This is a genomic window from Streptomyces lichenis (genome assembly GCF_023218175.1).
GTDB classification, from domain to species: domain Bacteria; phylum Actinomycetota; class Actinomycetes; order Streptomycetales; family Streptomycetaceae; genus Streptomyces; species Streptomyces lichenis.
The window spans coordinates 20,705-39,406 of the sequence record NZ_JALPTH010000040.1; the positions used below are offsets into that span (position 1 = coordinate 20,705).

General features: G+C 75.1%; 15 protein-coding genes and 1 pseudogene. 10 read left to right on the forward strand and 6 right to left on the reverse strand.

From position 1 onward, the window contains the following. Position 1: 1 nt before the first annotated feature. Entirely contained in the window at positions 2-1,534 is a 1,533-nt protein-coding gene (locus M1O15_RS28990; RefSeq protein ID WP_248637185.1) for a hypothetical protein, read from the reverse strand. A 115-nt stretch (positions 1,535-1,649) separates the two neighbouring features. Next, positions 1,650-2,369, reverse strand: a complete 720-nt coding sequence (locus tag M1O15_RS28995; protein WP_248637186.1) for a GntR family transcriptional regulator — start codon at positions 2,367-2,369, stop codon at positions 1,650-1,652. Between the two features lie 270 nt (positions 2,370-2,639). Between M1O15_RS28995 and M1O15_RS29000 the strand changes: the two genes are divergently transcribed. From M1O15_RS29000 to M1O15_RS29015, 4 genes are all read left to right on the forward strand, one after another. Beyond that, complete coding sequence (locus M1O15_RS29000; RefSeq protein ID WP_248637187.1) at positions 2,640-3,923, forward strand: MFS transporter; 1,284 nt, start codon at positions 2,640-2,642, stop codon at positions 3,921-3,923. 134 nt (positions 3,924-4,057) lie between these two features. Beyond that, positions 4,058-4,822 carry a LamB/YcsF family protein gene (locus tag M1O15_RS29005; protein ID WP_248637188.1) on the forward strand — a complete coding sequence of 255 codons (765 nt, stop codon included), beginning with the start codon at positions 4,058-4,060 and terminating at the stop codon, positions 4,820-4,822. 131 nt (positions 4,823-4,953) lie between these two features. Beyond that, entirely contained in the window at positions 4,954-5,580 is a 627-nt protein-coding gene (gene pxpB, locus M1O15_RS29010; RefSeq protein WP_248637212.1) for a 5-oxoprolinase subunit PxpB, read from the forward strand. Continuing rightward, positions 5,577-6,500, forward strand: coding sequence for a 5-oxoprolinase subunit C family protein (locus tag M1O15_RS29015; RefSeq protein WP_248637189.1), 924 nt, complete (start codon positions 5,577-5,579; stop codon positions 6,498-6,500). The genes pxpB and M1O15_RS29015 overlap by 4 nt, the downstream gene beginning before the upstream one ends. Before the next feature lie 1,333 nt (positions 6,501-7,833). Here the strand turns inward: M1O15_RS29015 and M1O15_RS29020 are convergent. Both M1O15_RS29020 and M1O15_RS29025 read right to left on the reverse strand, forming a co-directional pair. Next, complete coding sequence (locus M1O15_RS29020; protein ID WP_248637190.1) at positions 7,834-9,261, reverse strand: HEAT repeat domain-containing protein; 1,428 nt, start codon at positions 9,259-9,261, stop codon at positions 7,834-7,836. Between the two features lie 262 nt (positions 9,262-9,523). Further along, positions 9,524-9,961, reverse strand: coding sequence for an ankyrin repeat domain-containing protein (locus M1O15_RS29025; protein WP_248637191.1), 438 nt, complete (start codon positions 9,959-9,961; stop codon positions 9,524-9,526). A gap of 318 nt (positions 9,962-10,279) precedes the next feature. Here M1O15_RS29025 and M1O15_RS29030 point away from each other — a divergent pair, with 318 nt between their 5' ends. After that, a complete protein-coding gene (locus M1O15_RS29030) occupies positions 10,280-10,474 on the forward strand; it encodes a hypothetical protein (RefSeq protein ID WP_248637192.1) in 195 nt (64 codons plus the stop codon). Between the two features lie 72 nt (positions 10,475-10,546). After that, positions 10,547-12,211, forward strand: a pseudogene (locus tag M1O15_RS29035) (hypothetical protein); the annotation flags it as partial. 475 nt (positions 12,212-12,686) lie between these two features. Here the strand turns inward: M1O15_RS29035 and M1O15_RS29040 are convergent. Next, the gene (locus M1O15_RS29040; RefSeq protein WP_248637193.1) at positions 12,687-14,186 is read right to left on the reverse strand and encodes an SCO1417 family PLP biosynthesis transcription factor; all 1,500 of its coding nucleotides are present in this window, start codon (positions 14,184-14,186) and stop codon (positions 12,687-12,689) included. A 102-nt stretch (positions 14,187-14,288) separates the two neighbouring features. Between M1O15_RS29040 and yczE the strand changes: the two genes are divergently transcribed. From yczE to M1O15_RS29060, 4 genes are all read left to right on the forward strand, one after another. Beyond that, on the forward strand, positions 14,289-15,035 hold the full coding sequence (gene yczE, locus M1O15_RS29045; RefSeq protein ID WP_248637194.1) for a membrane protein YczE: 747 nt from the start codon (positions 14,289-14,291) through the stop codon (positions 15,033-15,035). Next, complete coding sequence (locus M1O15_RS29050) at positions 15,032-15,817, forward strand: glycerophosphodiester phosphodiesterase family protein (RefSeq protein WP_248637195.1); 786 nt, start codon at positions 15,032-15,034, stop codon at positions 15,815-15,817. Before yczE ends, M1O15_RS29050 begins: the two co-directional genes overlap by 4 nt. Before the next feature lie 57 nt (positions 15,818-15,874). Continuing rightward, on the forward strand, positions 15,875-17,263 hold the full coding sequence (locus M1O15_RS29055; protein WP_248637196.1) for an MFS transporter: 1,389 nt from the start codon (positions 15,875-15,877) through the stop codon (positions 17,261-17,263). A 294-nt stretch (positions 17,264-17,557) separates the two neighbouring features. After that, positions 17,558-17,932 carry an RNA polymerase-binding protein RbpA gene (locus tag M1O15_RS29060; protein ID WP_026278069.1) on the forward strand — a complete coding sequence of 125 codons (375 nt, stop codon included), beginning with the start codon at positions 17,558-17,560 and terminating at the stop codon, positions 17,930-17,932. 168 nt (positions 17,933-18,100) lie between these two features. Here the strand turns inward: M1O15_RS29060 and fxsA are convergent, their stop codons facing one another. Next, a complete protein-coding gene (fxsA, locus tag M1O15_RS29065) occupies positions 18,101-18,682 on the reverse strand; it encodes an FxsA family membrane protein (protein WP_248637197.1) in 582 nt (193 codons plus the stop codon). Positions 18,683-18,702: the final 20 nt, after the last annotated feature.

Consider the following 18,702-nt stretch of genomic DNA (forward strand, 5'->3'; position numbering starts at 1 on the left):
GTCATACCGGGTCCGTCCGGTCGGCGGCCATGCCGGCGGCGTCCAGCAGGGCGGTGCCCAGGATGAGGTCGGCGCCGCCGAACTCGGGGTCGTCCAGCTCGGTGCCGTCGTCCACGGCGAACAGCAGCCGCTCCTCGCCCTGGCGGTAGGCGGTGCCGACCGGCGGGCTGGCCGCGTGCACCGCCAGCAGGGCGACCAGGTAGGGCAGTTCGGTGCCGGGGGCGCGGCGGCGGGCCTCGGCGAGCAGGCCGGAGAGCCGCCGGGGGGCGTCGTACTCCAGGGTCAGCAGCTCGGTGGCGGCGGCCAGCTGCTCCTCGCTGAACCGGCTGTCGTCGGGGGTGGCGATCAGGTCGGGCTCGGGCATCTCCGCGCCCAGGTGCTCCCGTTCGACGGGCGGGGTGAGCAGCAGCTCCACCAGGTCGCCGACCCGGACGGACGCCGGGGTGCGCAGTCCGGCGCCGTGGGCGAAGAAGGCGTCGGTGGCCCGGGTGGCCTGCTCCACCGGCAGCGGCAGCAGCGGGGCGAGCAGCTGGCCGTACAGGTCGAGCCCGGAGCGGGCGGCGGGCTGAGCGAAGGCCTGACGGTCCTGCTCGGCCCGGAAGAGCGGGCCGGCCTCCAGCAGCCGGGACTGGAGCTGGGTGTGGCGGCGGATGCAGTCCTTGACGATGTCGACCAGCTCGGCGGCGCGCCGCTTGTGCTCCTGGTCGTCCGCCTCGTCACGGGCCTTGCGGATGTTGGTGAGGATCGCGTTCTCGTGGCGGTAGCGGTCGGCGACATGGTCGAGCGCCTCGTCGATCATGTCGGGGACGCCGCTGAGCCAGTCCACGGCGCGGACGTTGCGCCGGGTGGCCTCCAGGGTCTTGCGGAGGGTCTCGGCGTACTGGACCGTGCGGTAGCGCGCCTGCTCGGCGGCGAGCTGCGCGTCGGCCAGGCGGCCGCGGCTGATCAGCACCTCCAGCTTGACCTCGGCGGCGATCTGAGCGCTGGTCACATCGGTGTCCAGGGCACCGACCAGGACGTTGACCGCCTCGTCGGTGGTGCGCAGATAGACGCTGCCGCCGTAGCCGGGGACCTCCTCCAGCAGCTTGAAGTCGTAGTCCCGGCGGACATAGGCCCCGTCGGCGCCGAAGGTGCCGTAGACGGCGCGGAAGCCGCGGTCGACGCTGCCGACGTTGATCAGGTTCTCCAGCACCCAGCGGGCCACCCGCTCGTGCTCGGCGGCGGGGCGCCGCGGGGCCTGCGCGGCGACCCGGGGCAGCAGCCGGGCGAGGACCTGCTCGTGGTCGGCGCCGGTGTCGAAGTCCATGTTGAGGGTGACCAGGTCGATGGCGGCGAGGGCGACCTCGGCCATCGCGTAGGTCGAGTACTCACCGGCCAGATTCGCCTTGCGGACGTCCAGGTCGTGCAGCGGTGCGGTGCACGCGAGCGCGCGCAGCCGGCGCGCCAGCCCTTCGTCGGCGGCCGGGCCCTGCGCGGGCCGCGGCCCCGCGCTGAGCTGGGGCGGAACGGGTTCCGTCGAGGCAGGCGAAGTCACGGTGCACAGATTAGGTCCTCGCACTGACAACGGTCGAAACGGCGCAGATGGCCCCACCCGCACCGGTCGCCGCCCCCGGCGGTCCACCGCCGCGGACGCCGTCCGGCACCCGGCCCTACGGAGCCGTTCGGCCGTCCGGAACGGCGGCGTCCATGTGGCGGGAGTAGGCCGCGACCAGCCGTTCGCGCGAGTCGTCGAGGTAGTCGGCGAGCAGCCGTTCCGCCGTGGTCCGGTCACCGGCGTGCAGGGCGTCCAGGATGGCCCGGTTGCGGACGAGGTAGGGCTCGTGCAGGGCGCGCGGGTCGTCCACCACATGGAAGGCCAGCCGCAGTTCGGCGAGCACCCCGCGCATCAGTTCGTCGGTGCGGTCGCTGCCGGCCAGCGCGACCAGCTCCCGGTGGAAGTGGATGTTGGCGGTGGACACCGCCTTCCAGTCGCCGCCCTCGGCGTCCCGTTCGCCGCCGGCCACCGCACGGTCCAGGCCGTCCAGGGGGTAGGGCGGTTCGCCGAGTTCATGGACCACGGCGCACTCGACCAGCCGGCGGGTGCGGTAGATGTCCAGGACGTCGCCGACGGCGAGGACCCGCACGAAGACGCCGCGGTTGAGCTGGTGGACCAGCAGCCGCTCATGGGTGAGCAGCCGGAACGCCTCCCTCAGCGTGTTGCGGGAGACCCCGAGCGCGCCGCCGATGCCGTCCTCGGAGAGACGGGTGCCGGGTGGGAAGTACCCGTCGGCGATGCGGGAGCGGAGGATGTCGGCGACCCGCTCGGCCGTGCTGGTGCGGCCCAGCAGCGCCCGGTCCTCCGACAGCCCGCCGGTCTCGGGAATCGTCATCCCCACCGCGCCTCCCGGCTCTTCGCCCTGGTCGTCCGGGGTCGTCCGCCCCCGTGTTCACACCGGTCGGCGGGACCCCCTGGCGCCATCCTAGGGAGTTTCTCGTGGCGGAAGGTAGCCAACTCCCTACAACCCCCTTGTTGGATCGTTGAACGATCCCTACGTTGGCAGTGCGGCACTTCCACGGCCGTGCACGCGCGTCCCTTCCCTTCCGGCTCTCCCTCCTTCTTCCGATCCGGCTCCTGCCCCACCTGTCCGAGCGAGGTGCAGATGAGTACGACCCAGACATCCCGTCCCACCCGTGGCGAGGACCCCGGCGACCGGGGCGCGTTCGCCTGGCTGCGGGCGCTGGGCCCGCGCGGCCGGCGCGCCTTCGCGGGCGCGTTCGGCGGCTACGCCCTGGACTCCTACGACTTCTTCACCCTGCCGCTCAGCATGGTGGCGATCGCGGCCTACTTCGGTCTGAGCAGCGGGGAGACCGGGATGCTCACCACCGTCACCCTGGTGGTGTCGGCGGTCGGCGGTGTGCTCGCCGGTGTCCTCGCCGACCGGATCGGCCGGGTCAGGGCGCTGGTGGTCACCGTGGTCACCTACGCGGTGTTCACCCTGCTGTGCGGCTTCGCCCCCAACTACGAGACCCTGCTGGTGTTCCGGGCCTTGCAGGGGCTCGGCTTCGGCGGCGAGTGGGCGGTCGGCGCGATCCTGGTCGCGGAGTACGCCTCCGCCCGTCACCGGGGCCGCACCCTGGGGGCGGTGCAGAGCGCCTGGGCGGCCGGCTGGGCCTTGGCCGTCGTCGTCTACACCCTGGTCTTCCACTTCCTGGACGAGGCCACCGCCTGGCGGGTGATGTTCTGGACGGGGGCGCTGCCCGCCCTGTTCGTCCTCTACCTCCGCCGCAGCGTGAAGGACGCTCCGGGCGCCGCCGAGGCGCGCCGGGAGGCCGGCGCCGAGCGCGGCTCCCTCACCGCAATCTTCCGACCCGGCCTGCGGCGCACCACCCTCTTCGCCGTGCTGCTCTCCACCGGTGTGCAGGGCGGCTACTACACGCTGGCCACCTGGGTACCGGCCTACCTCAAGAGCGAGCGCGGGCTCTCCGTGGTGGGTACCGGCGGCTATCTGGTCCTGCTGATATCCGGTGCCTTCATCGGCTATCTGACCGGCGGCTACCTCACCGACCGGCTCGGCCGAAAGCGCAACATCGCGGTGTTCGCCGTGCTCTCCGCGATCTGCGTGGTCGCCTACACCGGCATACCCGCCGGCGCGGACGGCCTGGTCCTGGTGCTCGGCTTCCCGCTCGGGTTCTGTATGTCGGCCATCTTCAGCGGCTTCGGCTCCTTCCTGGCCGAGCTCTACCCGACGGCACTGCGCGGCACCGGCCAGGGGCTGACCTACAACACGGGCCGTGCCGTGGGGGCGGTCTTCCCCGCCCTGGTCGGCTTCCTCGCGGACAGTTGGGGTGTCGGCGGCGCGCTGGTCTTCGGCGCCGTCGGCTACGGGATAGCGGTGCTGGCCCTGCTGGGCCTGCCCGAGACCCGCGGCCGCGAGCTGCTCTGAGTCGGCGGGAACCGCTCCGAGAGGCGGGTACCCGGGGGCGGTGCGCGCTGCGCCCCGCCCGCCCTCCCCTGACTCGCGGCACCCCCGTCCACCGCCCGCCGTCCACCTTCCACCGACAAGGAGACAGACCACCAATGACCTGGGCCTCGATCGACCTCAACGCCGACCTCGGCGAGGGCTTCGGGCGCTGGCGGCTCACCGACGACGAGCAGCTGCTGTCCGTCGTCACCAGCGCCAATGTGGCCTGCGGCTTCCATGCCGGGGATCCGGCCACCATGCGGCGGGTGTGCGCCACCGCGGCCGAGCGCGGGGTGCGTATCGGCGCCCAGGTCTCCTACCGGGATCTCGCCGGCTTCGGCCGACGTGCCATGGACGTACCGGCCGGAGAGCTGGCCGCCGAGGTGGCGTACCAGATCGGCGCCCTGGAGGTGTTCGCCCGGGCGGCGGGCTCCCGGGTGTCCTATGTGAAGCCGCACGGCGCCCTGTACAACCGCGCGGTGTGGGACGAGGAGCAGGCCCGGGCGGTGGTGGAGGGGGTCCTGCTGGCGGGCGGCTCCCTGCCGGTGCTCGGGCTGCCCGGCTCCCGGTTGCACGCGGCGGCCGAGGAGGCGGGGCTGCCGGTGGTGGGCGAGGCGTTCGCCGACCGCGCCTACACCCCCGAGGGCACCCTGGTGCCGAGGACCGAGGAGGGCGCCGTCATCACCGACGCCGACGCGGTCGTGGAGCGCTCGGTGGCGGTGGCCCGGTTCGGCACGGTCACCGCGCGGGACGGGACCTCGGTGCCGGTACGGGCCCGCTCCCTCTGCCTGCACGGTGACACCCCGGGCGCGGTCACGCTCGCCCGCCGCGTCCGGGCCCGGCTGGAGGACGCCGAGGTCCGGGTGGAGGCCTTCGTATGAGGCACACGAGTGGTTCCGAGAACACCCCTTCCGACGGTTCCCTGAGCTCCCCTGCCGGCGGTCCCGAGAACGCCCGTATCAGCGGTGCGGAGAACGCCCCGGAGGGCGGGGGACCGTGCCCCGGCGAGGCGATCAAAGCCCTACCGGTCGGGGATAACGCCCTGCTGCTGGAGTGCGCGGACGGCGAGGCCTCGGCCGCCCTCCACGCCGAGCTGCTGCGCCGCCGCCGGGCCGGCGAGCTGCCCGCCGTCCGGGAGGTGGTGCCCGCGGCACGCACGGTGCTGCTCGACGGGGTGGACGACCCCGATCGGCTCGCCGCACTGGTCGCGGGGTGGGAGATCCCGCCGCTCGACTCCCGTCCGGCGGCGGTGGTCGAGCTGCCCGTCCACTACGACGGGGCCGATCTGGCGGAGGTGGCGAAGGCCTGGGGGGTGCGCCCGGAGGAGGTCGCGGAGATCCACTCCGCCGTGGAGTACCGGGTGGCGTTCTGCGGCTTCGCCCCGGGCTTCGGCTATCTCACCGGGCTGCCCGCCCGGTACGCGGTGCCACGCCGGGCGACGCCGCGCACCGCGGTGCCGGCCGGGTCGGTCGCCCTGGCCGGCCCCTACACCGGGGTGTATCCCCGCTCCTCACCCGGCGGCTGGCAGCTCATCGGCCGTACGGACGAGGTGCTGTGGGACCCGGGGCGGGAGCCGGCCGCACTGCTGGCGCCGGGGACCCGGGTGCGCTTCCTGCCGCGGCGAGCGGAGGCCGGATGAGCGAGCGGACCGTGGCGGTGCTGCGCGCCGGGGCCCCGACCACCGTGCAGGACCTGGGCCGCTTCGGCCAGGCGCATCTGGGCGTCCCGCGCTCCGGAGCCCTCGACCCTTTCGCAGCCCGGCTGGTCAACCGGCTGGTCGGCAACCCCGAGGAGGCGGCCGTACTGGAGACGACCGTGGACGGCTGCGCGCTGCGGTCCACGGCCGAGGTGACGGCGGCGGTGGGCGGTGCGCCCTGCCCGGTGCGGGTGGACGGCCGGCCCGCGGCCTGGGGCGCGGCGGTACGGGTGCCGGCGGGCGCGGTGCTGGAGGTGGGCGCCGCGGTGCGGGGGCTGCGCTCCTATGTGGCGTTCGCCGGAGGGGTCGCCGTCGATCCGGTGCTGGGCAGCCGTTCCACGGACCTGCTGTCCGGGCTCGGCCCGCCCCCGCTGAGGGACGGCGCCGTCCTCCCGCTCGGCCACCCGGCGCCAGGCGGGCCCGGCCCCTGCTACGGGGCTCCGCCCTGGCCCGGCCCACCGGACGAGCTCGTCCTGCGCATCCGGCTGGGCCCCCGCACCGACTGGTTCACCGCGTCGGCGTTGCGGACTCTGACCACGAGCGCCTACCGGGTCTCGCCCGCCGGCAACCGCATCGGGCTGCGGACCGAGGGCCCCGCGCTGGAGCGGGCCCATGAGGGCGAGCTGCCGAGCGAGGGCATGGTCCTGGGCGCGGTGCAGGTGCCGCCGGACGGGCTCCCGGTGGTGTTCCTCGCTGACCACCCCACCACCGGGGGCTACCCGGTGATCGGGGTGGTCCTTGAGGACGACCTCGCCGCGGCGGCCCAGGCAGTGCCCGGCACCCCTGTGCGTTTCCTGGCCCGCTCACCCCGGGCCCGGATGCCGAGCGCGCGGGTCCGGGCCCCGACGAGCCGCCGCCCATAGGCGGTCCGCGTCCGCCCGTCCGGGCCCGGACCGTGCCGCCGCGCCGGTCCATCGGGTCCGGCACGACCCGGGCGGCGGGTGGCTCCGTCAACCGGCGGCTCGAACGGTGCACACCGGGGACGCGTACGCAGGCGGTGCGTGGGACCCGCCCCCGCCGACCCGGCGCGGCACCCGAGCCCAGAAGGCACGCCGGGCCGCGCCATCGCGCCTCCGACACGCGGGCGGTCCCTTCGTCCCACGGCGGCGGGCAGCTCGCGTCGGGGCAGGGCCGGCTGGTGCGGCGAGTGACGACACCTGGCCCGCGGTGGCGCGGCCCACCGGTGCCGGGTGTGCGGCCGGGCGGGCAGCACGCCGACGGGCGGTGCCCCTCGTTGCCGACAGCGACAGGACCGGCCGAATGCCGTCGTCGTCCGGCACACCCGGGCGGCACCACCGGTGCCGGGCTAAGCACCCGCCGAGGGGTGTGCTCTGTGGGCACGGAGAGCGGGCTCCGGGGGCACACCCGAAGGCGGGCATCGCACCGACTGGGGGCGTACCCCGGCAGTCACGACGGCCGTGACCGCCGTCTTCACGGGCGCCGACGACGACGGGGTTGCGGGGCGGGGCACCACCAGGGCGGACGGCGGACCAACGGGGTGGCACGAATGCGCGCGCAGTGCCGACGGCGACAGGTCCACCGGGTGCCGTCGTCTTCCGGCCCGCCCGAGGTGAGGCATGACAGAGGCCGAGGGGGCACCGCTGGGAGCGGGCTGCGGGTCGACAAGGCGGTACGGACACCCTCGTGGTGCCGATGGCAAGGGTCGCCCGGATGTCGTCGTCCCGTATGGGGGGCAGGGCACTGCCCCCCGGGGGGACAGTGCGACGGCTATGAGACCGCCCGGGTGCCGTCGTCGTCCACCACACCGGGACGCGCACCCACCAAGGCCGGGGGCGCCACCGGGACGGGCACCGCCCGGGACAGGGGCACCACCGGAGCGGGCGGCCCGACGGCGGGGGCGTCGACGTGCGCCTCCCCGGGGCCGGCCTGGGCGGGGGCGGGCGCCGGAACGGGCACCACCAGGGCCGGGGGGCAGCGCGCCCACGGGGCGGTAGCGGTGCACACCAGCGCGACGGCGATGGGACCGCCCCGGTGCCGTCGTCATCCACCACGCCGGGACGGGCACCACCAAGGTCGGGGGCGCCACCAGGGCGGGGACCCCACCGGGACGCGCACCACCACGGCCGGGGGCACTGCCAGGGCCAGGGGCGGGCGGCCCAACGGCGGGGGCGTCGGTGTGCCGCCGCCCCGGGGCCGGCCTGGGTGGGGCGGGCGCCGGGGCGGGTGGGCGGGGGGTCAGAGGGCCGGCAGGGGTTCGCCGTCGGGGCCGATGCGGCTGCGGACGGCGCTCTGCACCTCGTCCTCCTCGGCGGGGTCGGCGGCGAGGCGGCGCAGGCGTTCGGCGACGCGGACGTCACCGGTCTCGGCGTGCAGCGCGGCGATCTCGCGGGTGGTCTCCTCGCAGTCCCAGAGGCATTCGACGGCGAAGCCGGTGGGGAAGGAGGGGTCGGTGGCGGCCAGCGCCCGGGCGGCCCGGCCGCGCAGCTGGGAGGAGGCCGTCTCCCGGTAGACGTGCCGCAGCACGGGCGCGGCGCAGGCGACACCGAGCCGCCCGGCGCCGTCCACCAGGGCGTAGAGGGAGGGCGCGTCGGGGCCGTCGACGCGTACCGCGTAGCGCAGCGCGTCCAGCACCAGTCCGGCGTCCCGGGCCTCGCCGCGGCAGGCGAGGACCTTGGCCGCGGAGGCGCCGAGCTCGTCGGAGCGGTGCACCCAGCGGCGCGCCCGGTCCACGGCCTCGTCGCCGCACATCCGCTCGAAGGCGGCGACCGCAATCTCGGCGACCGTGGGCGAGCCGGCGTCGGCGGCGGCCTCGACCAGGTCGAGCACGGCCGGGTCCCGGGCCTCCGCGAGGTAGTGCAGGGCGGCGCCGCGGGCGCCGTCCGGGCCGCCGCGGGCGGCGTCGAGAATGCCGGCGCGGTCCTCGGGGCCCGCCACCGCGGTGAGGCAGCGGGCGGCGGGGACATGGAGGGCGGAGCCGCGCTCCAGCGCCTCCTGGGCCCAGTCGAAGACGGCCTGGACGCTCCAGCCCGGGCGCGGTCCGCTCGGGCGCAGTTGGCGCTGCCACCGGTCGAAGGAGCCCTGCTCCCCGGCGGCGCGCACCCTGGCTCCCACCGCGGGGCGCGGGTCGTCGGCCCACAGCCGCCAGGGGCGCGGTTCGAAGGCGTCCCGGACGGTGGCGGCCAGCTCGGCGTCGCCCTCCGGGCCGGCCGGGAAGCGGGCGAGCACCGGCTCGGCGAGCGCCCGCAGTCCGGCGTCGTCGTCGCGTAGCGCGAGCTCGTCGAGCGCCCAGGCCCAGTTGGTGCCGGTGGCGGCGTAGCGGCGCAGCAGCAGCAGGGCGTCCTGGCGGCCGTAGGAGGCCAGGTGGCCGAGGACCGCGAGGGCGAGGCCGGTGCGCGACTCCTCGGTGTCGAGGAAGTCCTCGGCGGCGAAGAGGTGCTGTTCGACGCCCTGGAGTCCGCCGTGGAGGTCCAGGTAGAGACGGGCGTAGTAGAGGGAGCGGTTCTCCACCTGCCAGTCCTGGCGGGGATCACCGGTCACACAGTGGTCGAGGGCCGCCAGCGCTTCGGCCCGCGGGGCGGCGAGGGCGTGCAGCGTGCCGTCGCCGCGCCCCCGCTGCAGCAGGCCGAGCAGGGTGCCGCTCGGCGCTATGACTGGATCGAACATGGAAGTTGCCTCACATCAAGCTGTCGACGAACCGGGAGAACCCCCGGGACCCGGGCGCGTCGAGCGCCGCGGGGGACGGTGGTGGCCTAGGCCGCGCAGCAACATGTCGAGCCACCCGTCGTCGTCTTCAGCTTGAGTTTCGTGAGCATCTTCCTCTGCCTCTCCTCGGTGGCCCCGTGTGGGCCCGTCGTCATGATGACCCAGTCATTTCGCCACCGCGACCACATTTACGACACCGCCCCACCTGGGGTTCGGCCTCCGTTCACCGGGCCGCGAACAGCTCCAGCAGGTCTGCCTTCCCAAACATACGGGCGGTATCCACCGCGGACGGAGTCCCGGCTTCCGGATTCGCCCCGCCGGCCAGCAGCACCCGGACGACCTCGTCCTCGCTCTTGAAGACGGCTCCGGCGAGCGGGGTCTGGCCGCGATCGTTGGCGCGGTCGAGGTCCGCGCCGCGGTCGGCCAGCACCCGCACGGCCGGGGCGTGCCCGTGGTAGGCGGCGAGCATCACCAGGGTGTGGCCCTGCTCGTTGGTGAGGTTCACCGGGACACCGGCGTCGACATAGGAGGCGAGGGCCTCGGCGTCGCCGTTGCGGGCCATGTCGAAGACCTTGGTCGCCAGCTCGATCACCTCGGGGTCGGGACCTTCGTTCGCCGGGTTCTCACCCGGGGGGTTCTCATGCGACGGGTTCTCACTCATCGGACGGGCCGCCTTTCACGTCGGGAGGAGCGGTGCCGCCGGCCGTCCGGCGGCGGAATTCCTCCGGCTGCCTGCCGGAGGAACGAACGGAAGGGTACTGCCCGGCGCGCCGGCCGCTCGTCCGGGAGCCCGTCCACCCGCCGACTGCGGGGGAGGTCCGGCCCGCGGCACCCGGCGACCACGGGGAAGACCCCGACCTGTGCGTCATTGGGGTGAAAAGTCATCTCTTTCACCCGATTGCCACTTTCGCCCCATGGATACTTCCGGCGAGGCTGGAACAACTGAAGGTGACTGTCCCCTCACCCAGGAGAACCCCTCATGATCCTGTCCATCTCAGGCGTGGTACTGCTCGGCATCATCGTCTTCCTCTTTTTCAAGAAGGACGGGCTCAAGGCCTCCCACGCCATGGTCTGCGCGCTGTTCGGCTTCTATCTGGCCGGCACCGCCATCGCACCCAGCATCACGGCCGGGGGCGCGAGCCTGGCCAGCCTGCTCGGCGGCATCAACTTCTGACGCCCGGCGGCCCCTCACCCCCAGGAGTACGACGTGGCCAGGCGACCACTCCCCCGCTTCCTCCGCCCCTCCCTGCGCCGGCCGCCCCGCCCGGCACCCCCTTCCGGCGGGCGCGGACGCTCCGTGCTGTCCGGTCTGGTGAGCGGCGGCGGCGCGCGGATCGCCCGTGGCCGGCAGGCCGCGCGGACGGCCGCCGACGGCGCCGCGGACGTCCTCCAACCGCTGATCACGGTCGGCCGCGGCCTGCGCAGGCTGTCCGCGGCCGCCCGTGCCCGATGGGCCGCGACCCCCAAGGACCGGCGCGGCCCCACCCTCTTCGTGGCCCTGGCCTGCGTCCTGGCCGTGGCGATGATCCCCTACGGCCCGGTCCTCGCCCTGATCGCGCTGATGGGCGCCGCCGGGTGGAAGGGCCGCGAGCGCCCCGCCGCCAGGACCGGCCCCGACGAGGCGGAGTCCGAACGGCTGACGGCGCTGTACGAGGCGCTGGTGCCGCTGCTGGCGGTGCCCGAGGACCCGGCGCCGCTCTTCCGGCACGGCGGCGAGTGGGCCGGCGCGCTCTCCGACGCCGAGTTCGACGGCGACGGCCGCCTGTGCCGGCTGCTGGTCGCCTACCCCGCGTACTTCCCGGACGGCGACCCCGGCTGCCGGGCCCGGGTGGAGCAGGTGCTGCGCGCCAAGTCGGGCCGGGGCCGGGAGTACCTCTTCGACTGGGACGAGGAGGGCAACCGGCTGCTGATGCGGGTGCTGGCGCCGCTGCCCACCTCCGTCGCCGCCCAGCGGTTCGTCACCGCACCGGGTGAGGCGGTGCTCGGCTTCACCGACGAGGAGGCCGTCGCCCGTACCGTGCCGGTGTGGGACGGCGAGGGCTACCGCGACGCCCCACCGGTGGTCTGGCGCACCGGCCCCCGCTCCGCCGAGCCGCATCTGCTGGTCCTCGGCCGCCCCGGCGGCGGCACCACCACCCTGCTGCGCTCGCTCGCCCTCCAGGCGCTGAACCACGGCGAGGTGCTGATCGTGGACGGCGGCGGCACCGGTGAGTACGCGTTCCTGAAGGGCCGTCCCGGGGTGCTGGCCGTCGAGTCCGGGCTCTCCGGCGCGCTGGCCGGCCTGGAGTGGGCGGCCCGGGAGACCGAACGGCGGCTGGGCGCGGCGGACCGGGCGCGCCAGACGGGTCAGCCGGCGCCCGAGGACGTACGCCGTCCGCTGTGGGTGCTGGTGGACCGGCCGAGCGCTTTCGTGCACCTGGCCGCGGCGGACGGCGCCCCGGACCCGCAGCGTGAGCTCGGCGTCCCGCTCCGGCACGGCCGGACGGCCGGGGTGACGGTGGTCGTCGGCGAGCAGCTGGACGGCCTGGGCGAGCTGTCGGAGGAGGTACGCGGGTACACCAGGGCCCGGGTGGTGCTGGGCGCCGCCTCGGCCGCGGAGGTCGCCGGAGCGCTGGAGACCGCCCCGCACACCACCCCGGTGCCGGACGTCCCGCCCGGCCGGGGGTACGCGCGGTTGGGCACGGGGCCGGTGCTGCGGCTCCAGGTGCCGGCCACCCCGGACCCGTACGACGACGCGACCGGCGAGGCGGAGCGGCAGGCGGTACTGGCCCTGCTGTCCGGGCACGACCGGGAGCCGGACCCAGAGCGGGAGCCGGAGCCGGAGCCGACGAGGGACGCCGCCCCGGAGGACCCCGTTCCGGCGCTTGCGGAGACCTCGGCAGAGCCCATACGGGCGCGGCCGGCACCCGCGGCGGACCCGCGCCCCGAGCCCGTACCGCCGGCTCCGGCCCTGACGATGCCGCAGCCGCACCCCGAGCCGGTGGCGCTCACCCCGGCCGCCCCGGCACCCCAGCCCGCCCCCGCCGCCTACGCGGAAACGGCACCCACCCCCGTACCGGCGAGCGCCCCTCCCCTGTACGCGGAGCCCGGCCCCGCCCCCGTACCGACGAGCACCCCTCCCCCGTACGCGGAGCCCGGCCTCGATCCCAGCCCCGCCCTCGTCCCCGTGCCCCCCGCAGGGGGTGGGCCGCGGGCGGGGGCGCGTCCGGTGGTGAAGGCGGAGCCGCCGGCGGCCGTTCCGGCGCTGGACTCCACCCAGCCGCTGCCCCGGGTGGTGCCGCACACGGTGCTGCGGTCCCCCGCCGCCGCGCCCCAGGCACCCGTGCCGGGTGAGCCCGCGACATAAGCGAGGGAAGCAGGGCAGCGGAGACCCCGAGGGCGGCCGGTCAGGCCACGAAGGTCCTCGGGGTCTCGCCCGTTCCGCTGGCGCCCGCGCGGACCAGCCGGGCCGCCGCGGCGAGGCGGGCGGCGGCCTCGTCGGCGACCGGGCCGGCCACCGTGAAGGGGAGCCGCACATAGCCCTCGAAGGCGCCGTCCACCCCGAAGCGCGGTCCGGACGGCACCCGGATGCCGACCCGCTCCCCCACCTCCGCCAGCCGGGAGCCGGACAGCCCCCCGGTGCGCACCCAGAGGGTCAGCCCGCCCCGGGGCACCTCGAACTCCCAGTCCGGCAGCTCCCGGCGGACCGCCTCGACCAGGGTGTCGCGGTTCTCCCGGGCCTGGGCGCGGCGCAGCGCGACCGCCTCCTCCCAGCCGCCGCCCCGCATCAGCCAGGTGACGGCGAGCTGCTCCAGCACCGGGGTGCCCAGGTCGGCGTAGGCGCGGGCGGCGACCAGTGAGCGGATCACCTCGGGTGAGGCGCGCACCCAGCCGATCCGCAGCCCGGCCCAGAACGCCTTGCTGGCCGAGCCGACGGTGAGCACGGTGCCGCCGGCCGGGTCGTAGGAGCAGACCGGCCGGGGCAACTCGATGCCGTCCTCCAGATGGAGCTCGGACATGGTCTCGTCGACGACCAGGACGGTGCCGGCCGAGCGGGCCGCGTCCACCAGGGCCCGGCGCTGGTCGTCGTCGGCGAGTGCCCCGGTCGGGTTGTGGAAGTCGGCGACCACATAGGCGAGCCGAGGGGCGGCGTCCCGCAGCACCTGCCGCCAGCGGGGCAGGTCCCAGCCGGACAGCCCCTCGGCCATGGCCACCGGCACCAGCCGGGCGCCCGCCTCCCGCATCAGCTGGAGGATGTTGGCGTAGGAGGGGGATTCCACGGCGATCCGCTCGCCGCGGCCCGCGAAGAGGTGGCAGATGGCGTCGATGGCGCCCATCGCCCCGGTGGTGACCATGATCTGCTCGGGCATGGTGGGGATGCCCCGGCGGGTGTAGCGGTCGGCGATCGTCTGCCGCAGCGCCGGCAGCCCGGCCGGGTAGTCGCCGTGGGTGTGGGCGTAGGGCGGCAGGTCCTCCAGCGCGCCGTGGAAGGCGCGGGAGAGCCAGGGCTCGGGCGCGGGCAGGGCGGCACAGCCGAGGTCGATCAGGGAGCCCAGCGACTCCGGGGGCAGCGGTTCCAGGCCGCGGGCGGGCAGCGGGTTGCCGGCCGGTACGGCGGTCCAGCTGCCGGCGCCGCGGCGGGACTCCAGGAACCCCTCGGCGCGCAGCGCCTCGTAGGCGGCGGCGACCGTGGTGCGGCTGACGGACAGCGCCAGGGCGAGCTCGCGCTCGGCGGGCAGCCGGGTGGCGACCGGGACGCGGCCCTCCAGCACCAGCAGCCGGATGCCGTCGGCGAGCGCCCGGTAGGCGGGCGGGCGGCGGGTCCCGGGGCCGGCCGGGCGGGTCTGCTGCGCGCCGAGTTGCCGGGCCAGTTGGGCGGCGCCCACCGCTGAGGTCCAGTCAGCCATGGAAATCAGTCCACCTTCCTCGAATTGGCCGTGTTCGCCAGCCGAAAGCCTGCCACAGGGTGGTCGAAGTCAGTCCACCATCACTCCAGCGGGGGGCGCAACATGTCCACTACACCAGGCCGGGCAGCCGGCATACCGGGCGATACGGCCGCCGCCCGGCACCTCCTCCGCCGGCTGTTCCAGCTGTACGCCGGGCTGGCCCTGTACGGCTTCAGCTCGGCCCTGCTGGTCCGCAGCGGCCTCGGGCTCGAACCGTGGAACGTGCTGCACCAGGGCCTCGCCGAGCGGACCGGGCTGTCCATGGGGGTCGTCCTCACCCTCCTCGGCGCCCTGGTGCTGCTGCTGTGGATCCCGCTGCGCCAGCGCCCGGGGCTGGGCACCGTCTCCAATGTGCTGGTCATCGGCGCGGCGATGGACGCCTCGCTCCGGCTGGTCCCGGACGTGCACGGGCTGTCCGCGCAGACCGGGCTGACGGCGGCCGGGATCGTCCTCAACGGCATCGCCACCGGTCTGTACATCGCCGCCCGGTTCGGCCCGGGCCCGCGCGACGGGCTGATGACCGGGCTGCACCGGCGCACCGGCCGCTCGATCCGGCTGATCCGCACGGTCATCGAGGTGTCGGTGGTGGCCACCGGCTTCGCGCTCGGCGGTTCGGTGGGGGTGGGCACCCTGCTGTACGCGCTGGCCATCGGTCCGCTGGCCCAGTTCTTCCTGCGGTTCTTCGACATTCCGGGCGCCGGGGCGGGCACCGTGGTCGCCACCGGGACGCCGGCCGCGCCGGAGGTGGACGGCGGGACCGGGACCTCGGTGGGCCCGGCCCGGGGAGCAGGGGCGATACTGCGGCGGTGAGCGCTCGCGTACCCCAGCCCGTACCCCGTCCCCATCCCTATCTGGACCACCCGCTCCCCCTGCCGTTCGCCCACCGCGGCGGAGCGGCGGACGGCCTGGAGAACACCGCGGCCGCGTTCCGCCGGGCCACCGCGGCGGGTTACCGCTACTTCGAGACGGACGTGCACACCACGGCCGACGGCCGGCTGGTCGCCTTCCACGACGCCACCCTGGACCGGGTGACCGACGCCCGGGGCAGGATCGGGGAGCTGCCGTGGAGCGCGGTGGCCGAGGCCAGGGTCGGGGGCACCGAGCCGCTGCCGCTCTTCGAGGAGCTGCTGGAGGAGTTCCCGCACGCCCGGTGGAACGTGGACCTCAAGGCCGAGTCCGCGCTGCGGCCGCTGGTCGACCTCGTCCGGCGCACCGGCGCCTGGGACCGGGTATGCGTCGGCTCCTTCGACGAGGGCCGGGTCGCCCGGGCCGTACGGCTGGCCGGTCCCCGGCTGGCCACCTCCTACGGGGTGCGCGGGGTGCTGGCGCTGCGGCTGCGTTCGCTCGGTGTCCCGGTGCCGCTGCGGCCGGGCGCGGTGGCGGCGCAGGTGCCCGAGACGCAGGGCGGGGTGCGGGTGGTGGACCGGCGGTTCGTGGCGACCGCGCACCGGCTCGGCCTCCAGGTGCATGTGTGGACGGTGAACGCACCGGATCGGATGGCCCGTCTCCTCGACCTGGGGGTCGATGGCATCATGACCGATCATCTTCAGACGCTGCGCGGGGTCCTCACCGAACGGGGAGCCTGGGTCTGAGGTCCGGGGCCCGCTCTCCACGGGGCGGAGCGCCGGGCCGGCACCGAGGGGGCGGCAATGGACACACGCACCACCGGCCACCCGCCCGACGGGGCGGACGGCCCGGACGGGGCGGAGGACGCGGCGGCGCGGGCGGCCCGGCGGCGGGAGCAGCGCGGCTGGTACTTCTACGACTTCGCCTGCTCGGTGTACTCCACCAGCGTGCTGACGGTCTTCGTCGGGCCGTATCTGACCTCCGTCGCCAAGGCGGCGGCGGATCCGGACGGCTTCGTCCACCCGCTGGGCATCCCGGTACGGGCGGGGTCGGTCTTCCCGTACGCGGTGTCCGCCTCGCTGGTGCTGGCCGTGCTGCTGATGCCGCTGGCCGGAGCCGCGGCGGACCGCAGCGGGCGCCGCAAGCCGCTGCTGGCGCTGGCCGCCTATGTGGGCGCGGGCGCCACGGCCGGGCTGTTCTTCCTGGACGGCGACCGTTATCTGCTGGGCGCCGGGCTGCTGATCGTGGCGAACGCGGCGCTGGCGGTGTCGATGGCGCTCTACAACGCCTATCTGCCGCAGATCGCCGCCCCGCACGAGCGGGACGCGGTCTCCTCGCGGGGCTGGGCGTTCGGCTACACCTCCGGTGCGCTGGTGCTGGTGCTGGACCTGGTGCTCTACACCGGCCATGAGTCCTTCGGGCTGTCGGAGTCGGAGGCGGTCCGGATCTGTCTGGCCTCGGCCGGGCTGTGGTGGGGCGCGTTCACCGTCGTTCCGCTGCGGCGGCTGCGCGACCGGCGGCTGCCGCGTACGGAGGGGGCCGAGGCGGCCGGTTCGGGGTGGCGGCAGCTGCGGGCCACCCTGAAGGACATGCGCCGCCATCCGCTGACGCTCGCCTTCCTGCTGGCGTACCTGCTCTACAACGACGGTGTGCAGACGGTGATCTCCCAGGCCTCGGTGTTCGGCTCGGAGGAGCTGGGCCTGGACCAGACGACGCTGATCACGGCGGTGCTGCTGGTGCAGGTGCTGGCGGTGGCGGGCGCGCTGGGGATGGGCCGGCTGGCCCGGGCGTACGGCGCCAAGCGCACCATCCTCGCCTCGCTCGCCCTGTGGACGGCGATCCTGGCCGCCGGCTACTTCCTGCCGGCCGGTGCCCCGGTGTGGTTCTACGCGCTGGCGGCGGCCATCGGGCTGGTGCTGGGCGGCAGCCAGGCGCTGTCCCGGTCGCTGTTCTCGCATCTGGTCCCGGCGGGCAAGGAGGCGGAGTACTTCGCGGCGTACGAGATGTCCGACCGCGGGGTGAGCTGGCTGGGGCCGCTGGTGTTCGGCCTCGCCTACCAGCTCACCGGCAGCTACCGGGACGCGATCGCCTCCCTGGTGGTGTTCTTCGCGCTCGGCTTCGTGCTGCTGGCCAGGGTGCCGGTGCGCCGGGCGGTCGCGGCGGCGGGCAACCCGGTGCCGGGGCGGTTGTAGCCCGGGGTCGAAGGCGCCGTGTCGGCGGGTGCGGTTTGAACACGACCACCGAAGACCGGTACTGTACGTCTTTGGCCTGCCTGGCGGACCGTTACTGCGTGCCGCCATGTCCGAGACACTGGGTTACATCTCTGTTCAGATGTGACAAACCGGGCAGTGGTGGGTACAACAAGGGGCGGCACGACGGGCGACGCATGACCCGGAACGGGAATCTTATCCGCCGACCGGACGTTGACCGGATGACGACGACAGCGACACCTGTCCTGTGGGCGACAAGCCCGGGAGGCACGATTCATGAGTGAGCGAGCTCTTCGCGGCACGCGCCTCGTGGTGACCAGCTACGAGACCGACCGCGGCATCGATCTGGCCCCGCGCCAGGCGGTGGAGTACGCATGCGAGAAGGGGCATCGTTTCGAGATGCCGTTCTCGGTCGAGGCGGAGATTCCGCCGGAGTGGGAGTGCAAGGTCTGCGGTAGCCAGGCGCTCCTGGTGGACGGGGACGGCCCCGAGGAGAAGAAGGGCAAGCCTGCGCGTACGCACTGGGACATGCTCATGGAGCGGCGTACGCGTGAGGAGCTGGAGGAGGTGCTGGCCGAGAGGCTGGCGGTCCTGCGCTCCGGCGCCATGAACATCGCCGTGCATCCGCGCGACAGCCGGAAGTCCGCCTGAGGCGGACGGCCGGAGGTCCGCCCGGCCGGATGCCCTCCTGAGGTGACCGCCTGACGGCGGGTGCCCGGCGCACGGCGGCAGAGCACCACGCCGAGGGGCGGCGGTACGTGATCCACGTACCGCCGCCCCTCGGCGTTTCCGTGGCACCGGCACTCGGCCGGCCGCCGGTCAGCGGTCGAGGGGCGGGCGCCGGCCGGGGTCGCCGCCGGTGTCCTGGCGCGGCGGGGTGTCGTCGCGGATGACCTCGCCCTGGACCACCTTGCCGTCCGGGCGGTGCATCCGGGCCTGCTGGAAGGCACCGCCGAGAGTGCCGGGCGCCGCCGCCCGCATCCTGCGCTCCAGCCGGCGTTCCGCGGTGCGGCCGACGGCGGTGCGGAGCGGCGGGACGAGCAGCAGCAGACCGGCCGCGTCGGTGACCAGTCCGGGGAGGATCAGCAGCAGTCCGGCGAGCATCAGCAGCCCGTTGCCCTCACTGCCGCGACCGGTGGGCGGGGCGGCTCCGGGCTCCTGCTGGCGCTGGACGGTCTCCTGGAGGTTGCGGAAGGCCCGGCGGCCGGCCCGCTTCACCACCGCCCCGCCGAGCAGGGCGGCACCGGCGAGCAGGGCGAACACGGTGAGGCCGCCGGCCGCGTCGGCCACCAGGATCAGCAGCCAGATCTCCAGCACCAGCCAGGCGGCGAGGGCGAGCGGGACCAGGGAGCGGGCTCGGGAGCGCTTGCGGGTGTCGGGGGGCGGTGCACCGGTCGTCATGCTCCCAGTGTGCCGAAGCG

Bases quoted from the DNA above. Each gene is read 5' to 3' on its own strand.
- M1O15_RS29005 (WP_248637188.1), top strand. From the start codon at position 4,058: ATGACCTGGGCCTCGATCGACCTCAACGCCGACCTCGGCGAGGGCTTC.
- M1O15_RS29040 (WP_248637193.1), bottom strand. From the start codon at position 14,186: ATGGCTGACTGGACCTCAGCGGTGGGCGCCGCCCAACTGGCCCGGCAA.
- fxsA (WP_248637197.1), bottom strand. From the start codon at position 18,682: ATGACGACCGGTGCACCGCCCCCCGACACCCGCAAGCGCTCCCGAGCC.
- yczE (WP_248637194.1), top strand. From the start codon at position 14,289: ATGTCCACTACACCAGGCCGGGCAGCCGGCATACCGGGCGATACGGCC.
- M1O15_RS29025 (WP_248637191.1), bottom strand. From the start codon at position 9,961: ATGAGTGAGAACCCGTCGCATGAGAACCCCCCGGGTGAGAACCCGGCG.
- M1O15_RS29030 (WP_248637192.1), top strand. From the start codon at position 10,280: ATGATCCTGTCCATCTCAGGCGTGGTACTGCTCGGCATCATCGTCTTC.
- M1O15_RS28995 (WP_248637186.1), bottom strand. From the start codon at position 2,369: ATGACGATTCCCGAGACCGGCGGGCTGTCGGAGGACCGGGCGCTGCTG.
- M1O15_RS29060 (WP_026278069.1), top strand. From the start codon at position 17,558: ATGAGTGAGCGAGCTCTTCGCGGCACGCGCCTCGTGGTGACCAGCTAC.
- M1O15_RS29015 (WP_248637189.1), top strand. From the start codon at position 5,577: ATGAGCGAGCGGACCGTGGCGGTGCTGCGCGCCGGGGCCCCGACCACC.
- M1O15_RS29020 (WP_248637190.1), bottom strand. From the start codon at position 9,261: ATGTTCGATCCAGTCATAGCGCCGAGCGGCACCCTGCTCGGCCTGCTG.
- M1O15_RS29055 (WP_248637196.1), top strand. From the start codon at position 15,875: ATGGACACACGCACCACCGGCCACCCGCCCGACGGGGCGGACGGCCCG.
- M1O15_RS29000 (WP_248637187.1), top strand. From the start codon at position 2,640: ATGAGTACGACCCAGACATCCCGTCCCACCCGTGGCGAGGACCCCGGC.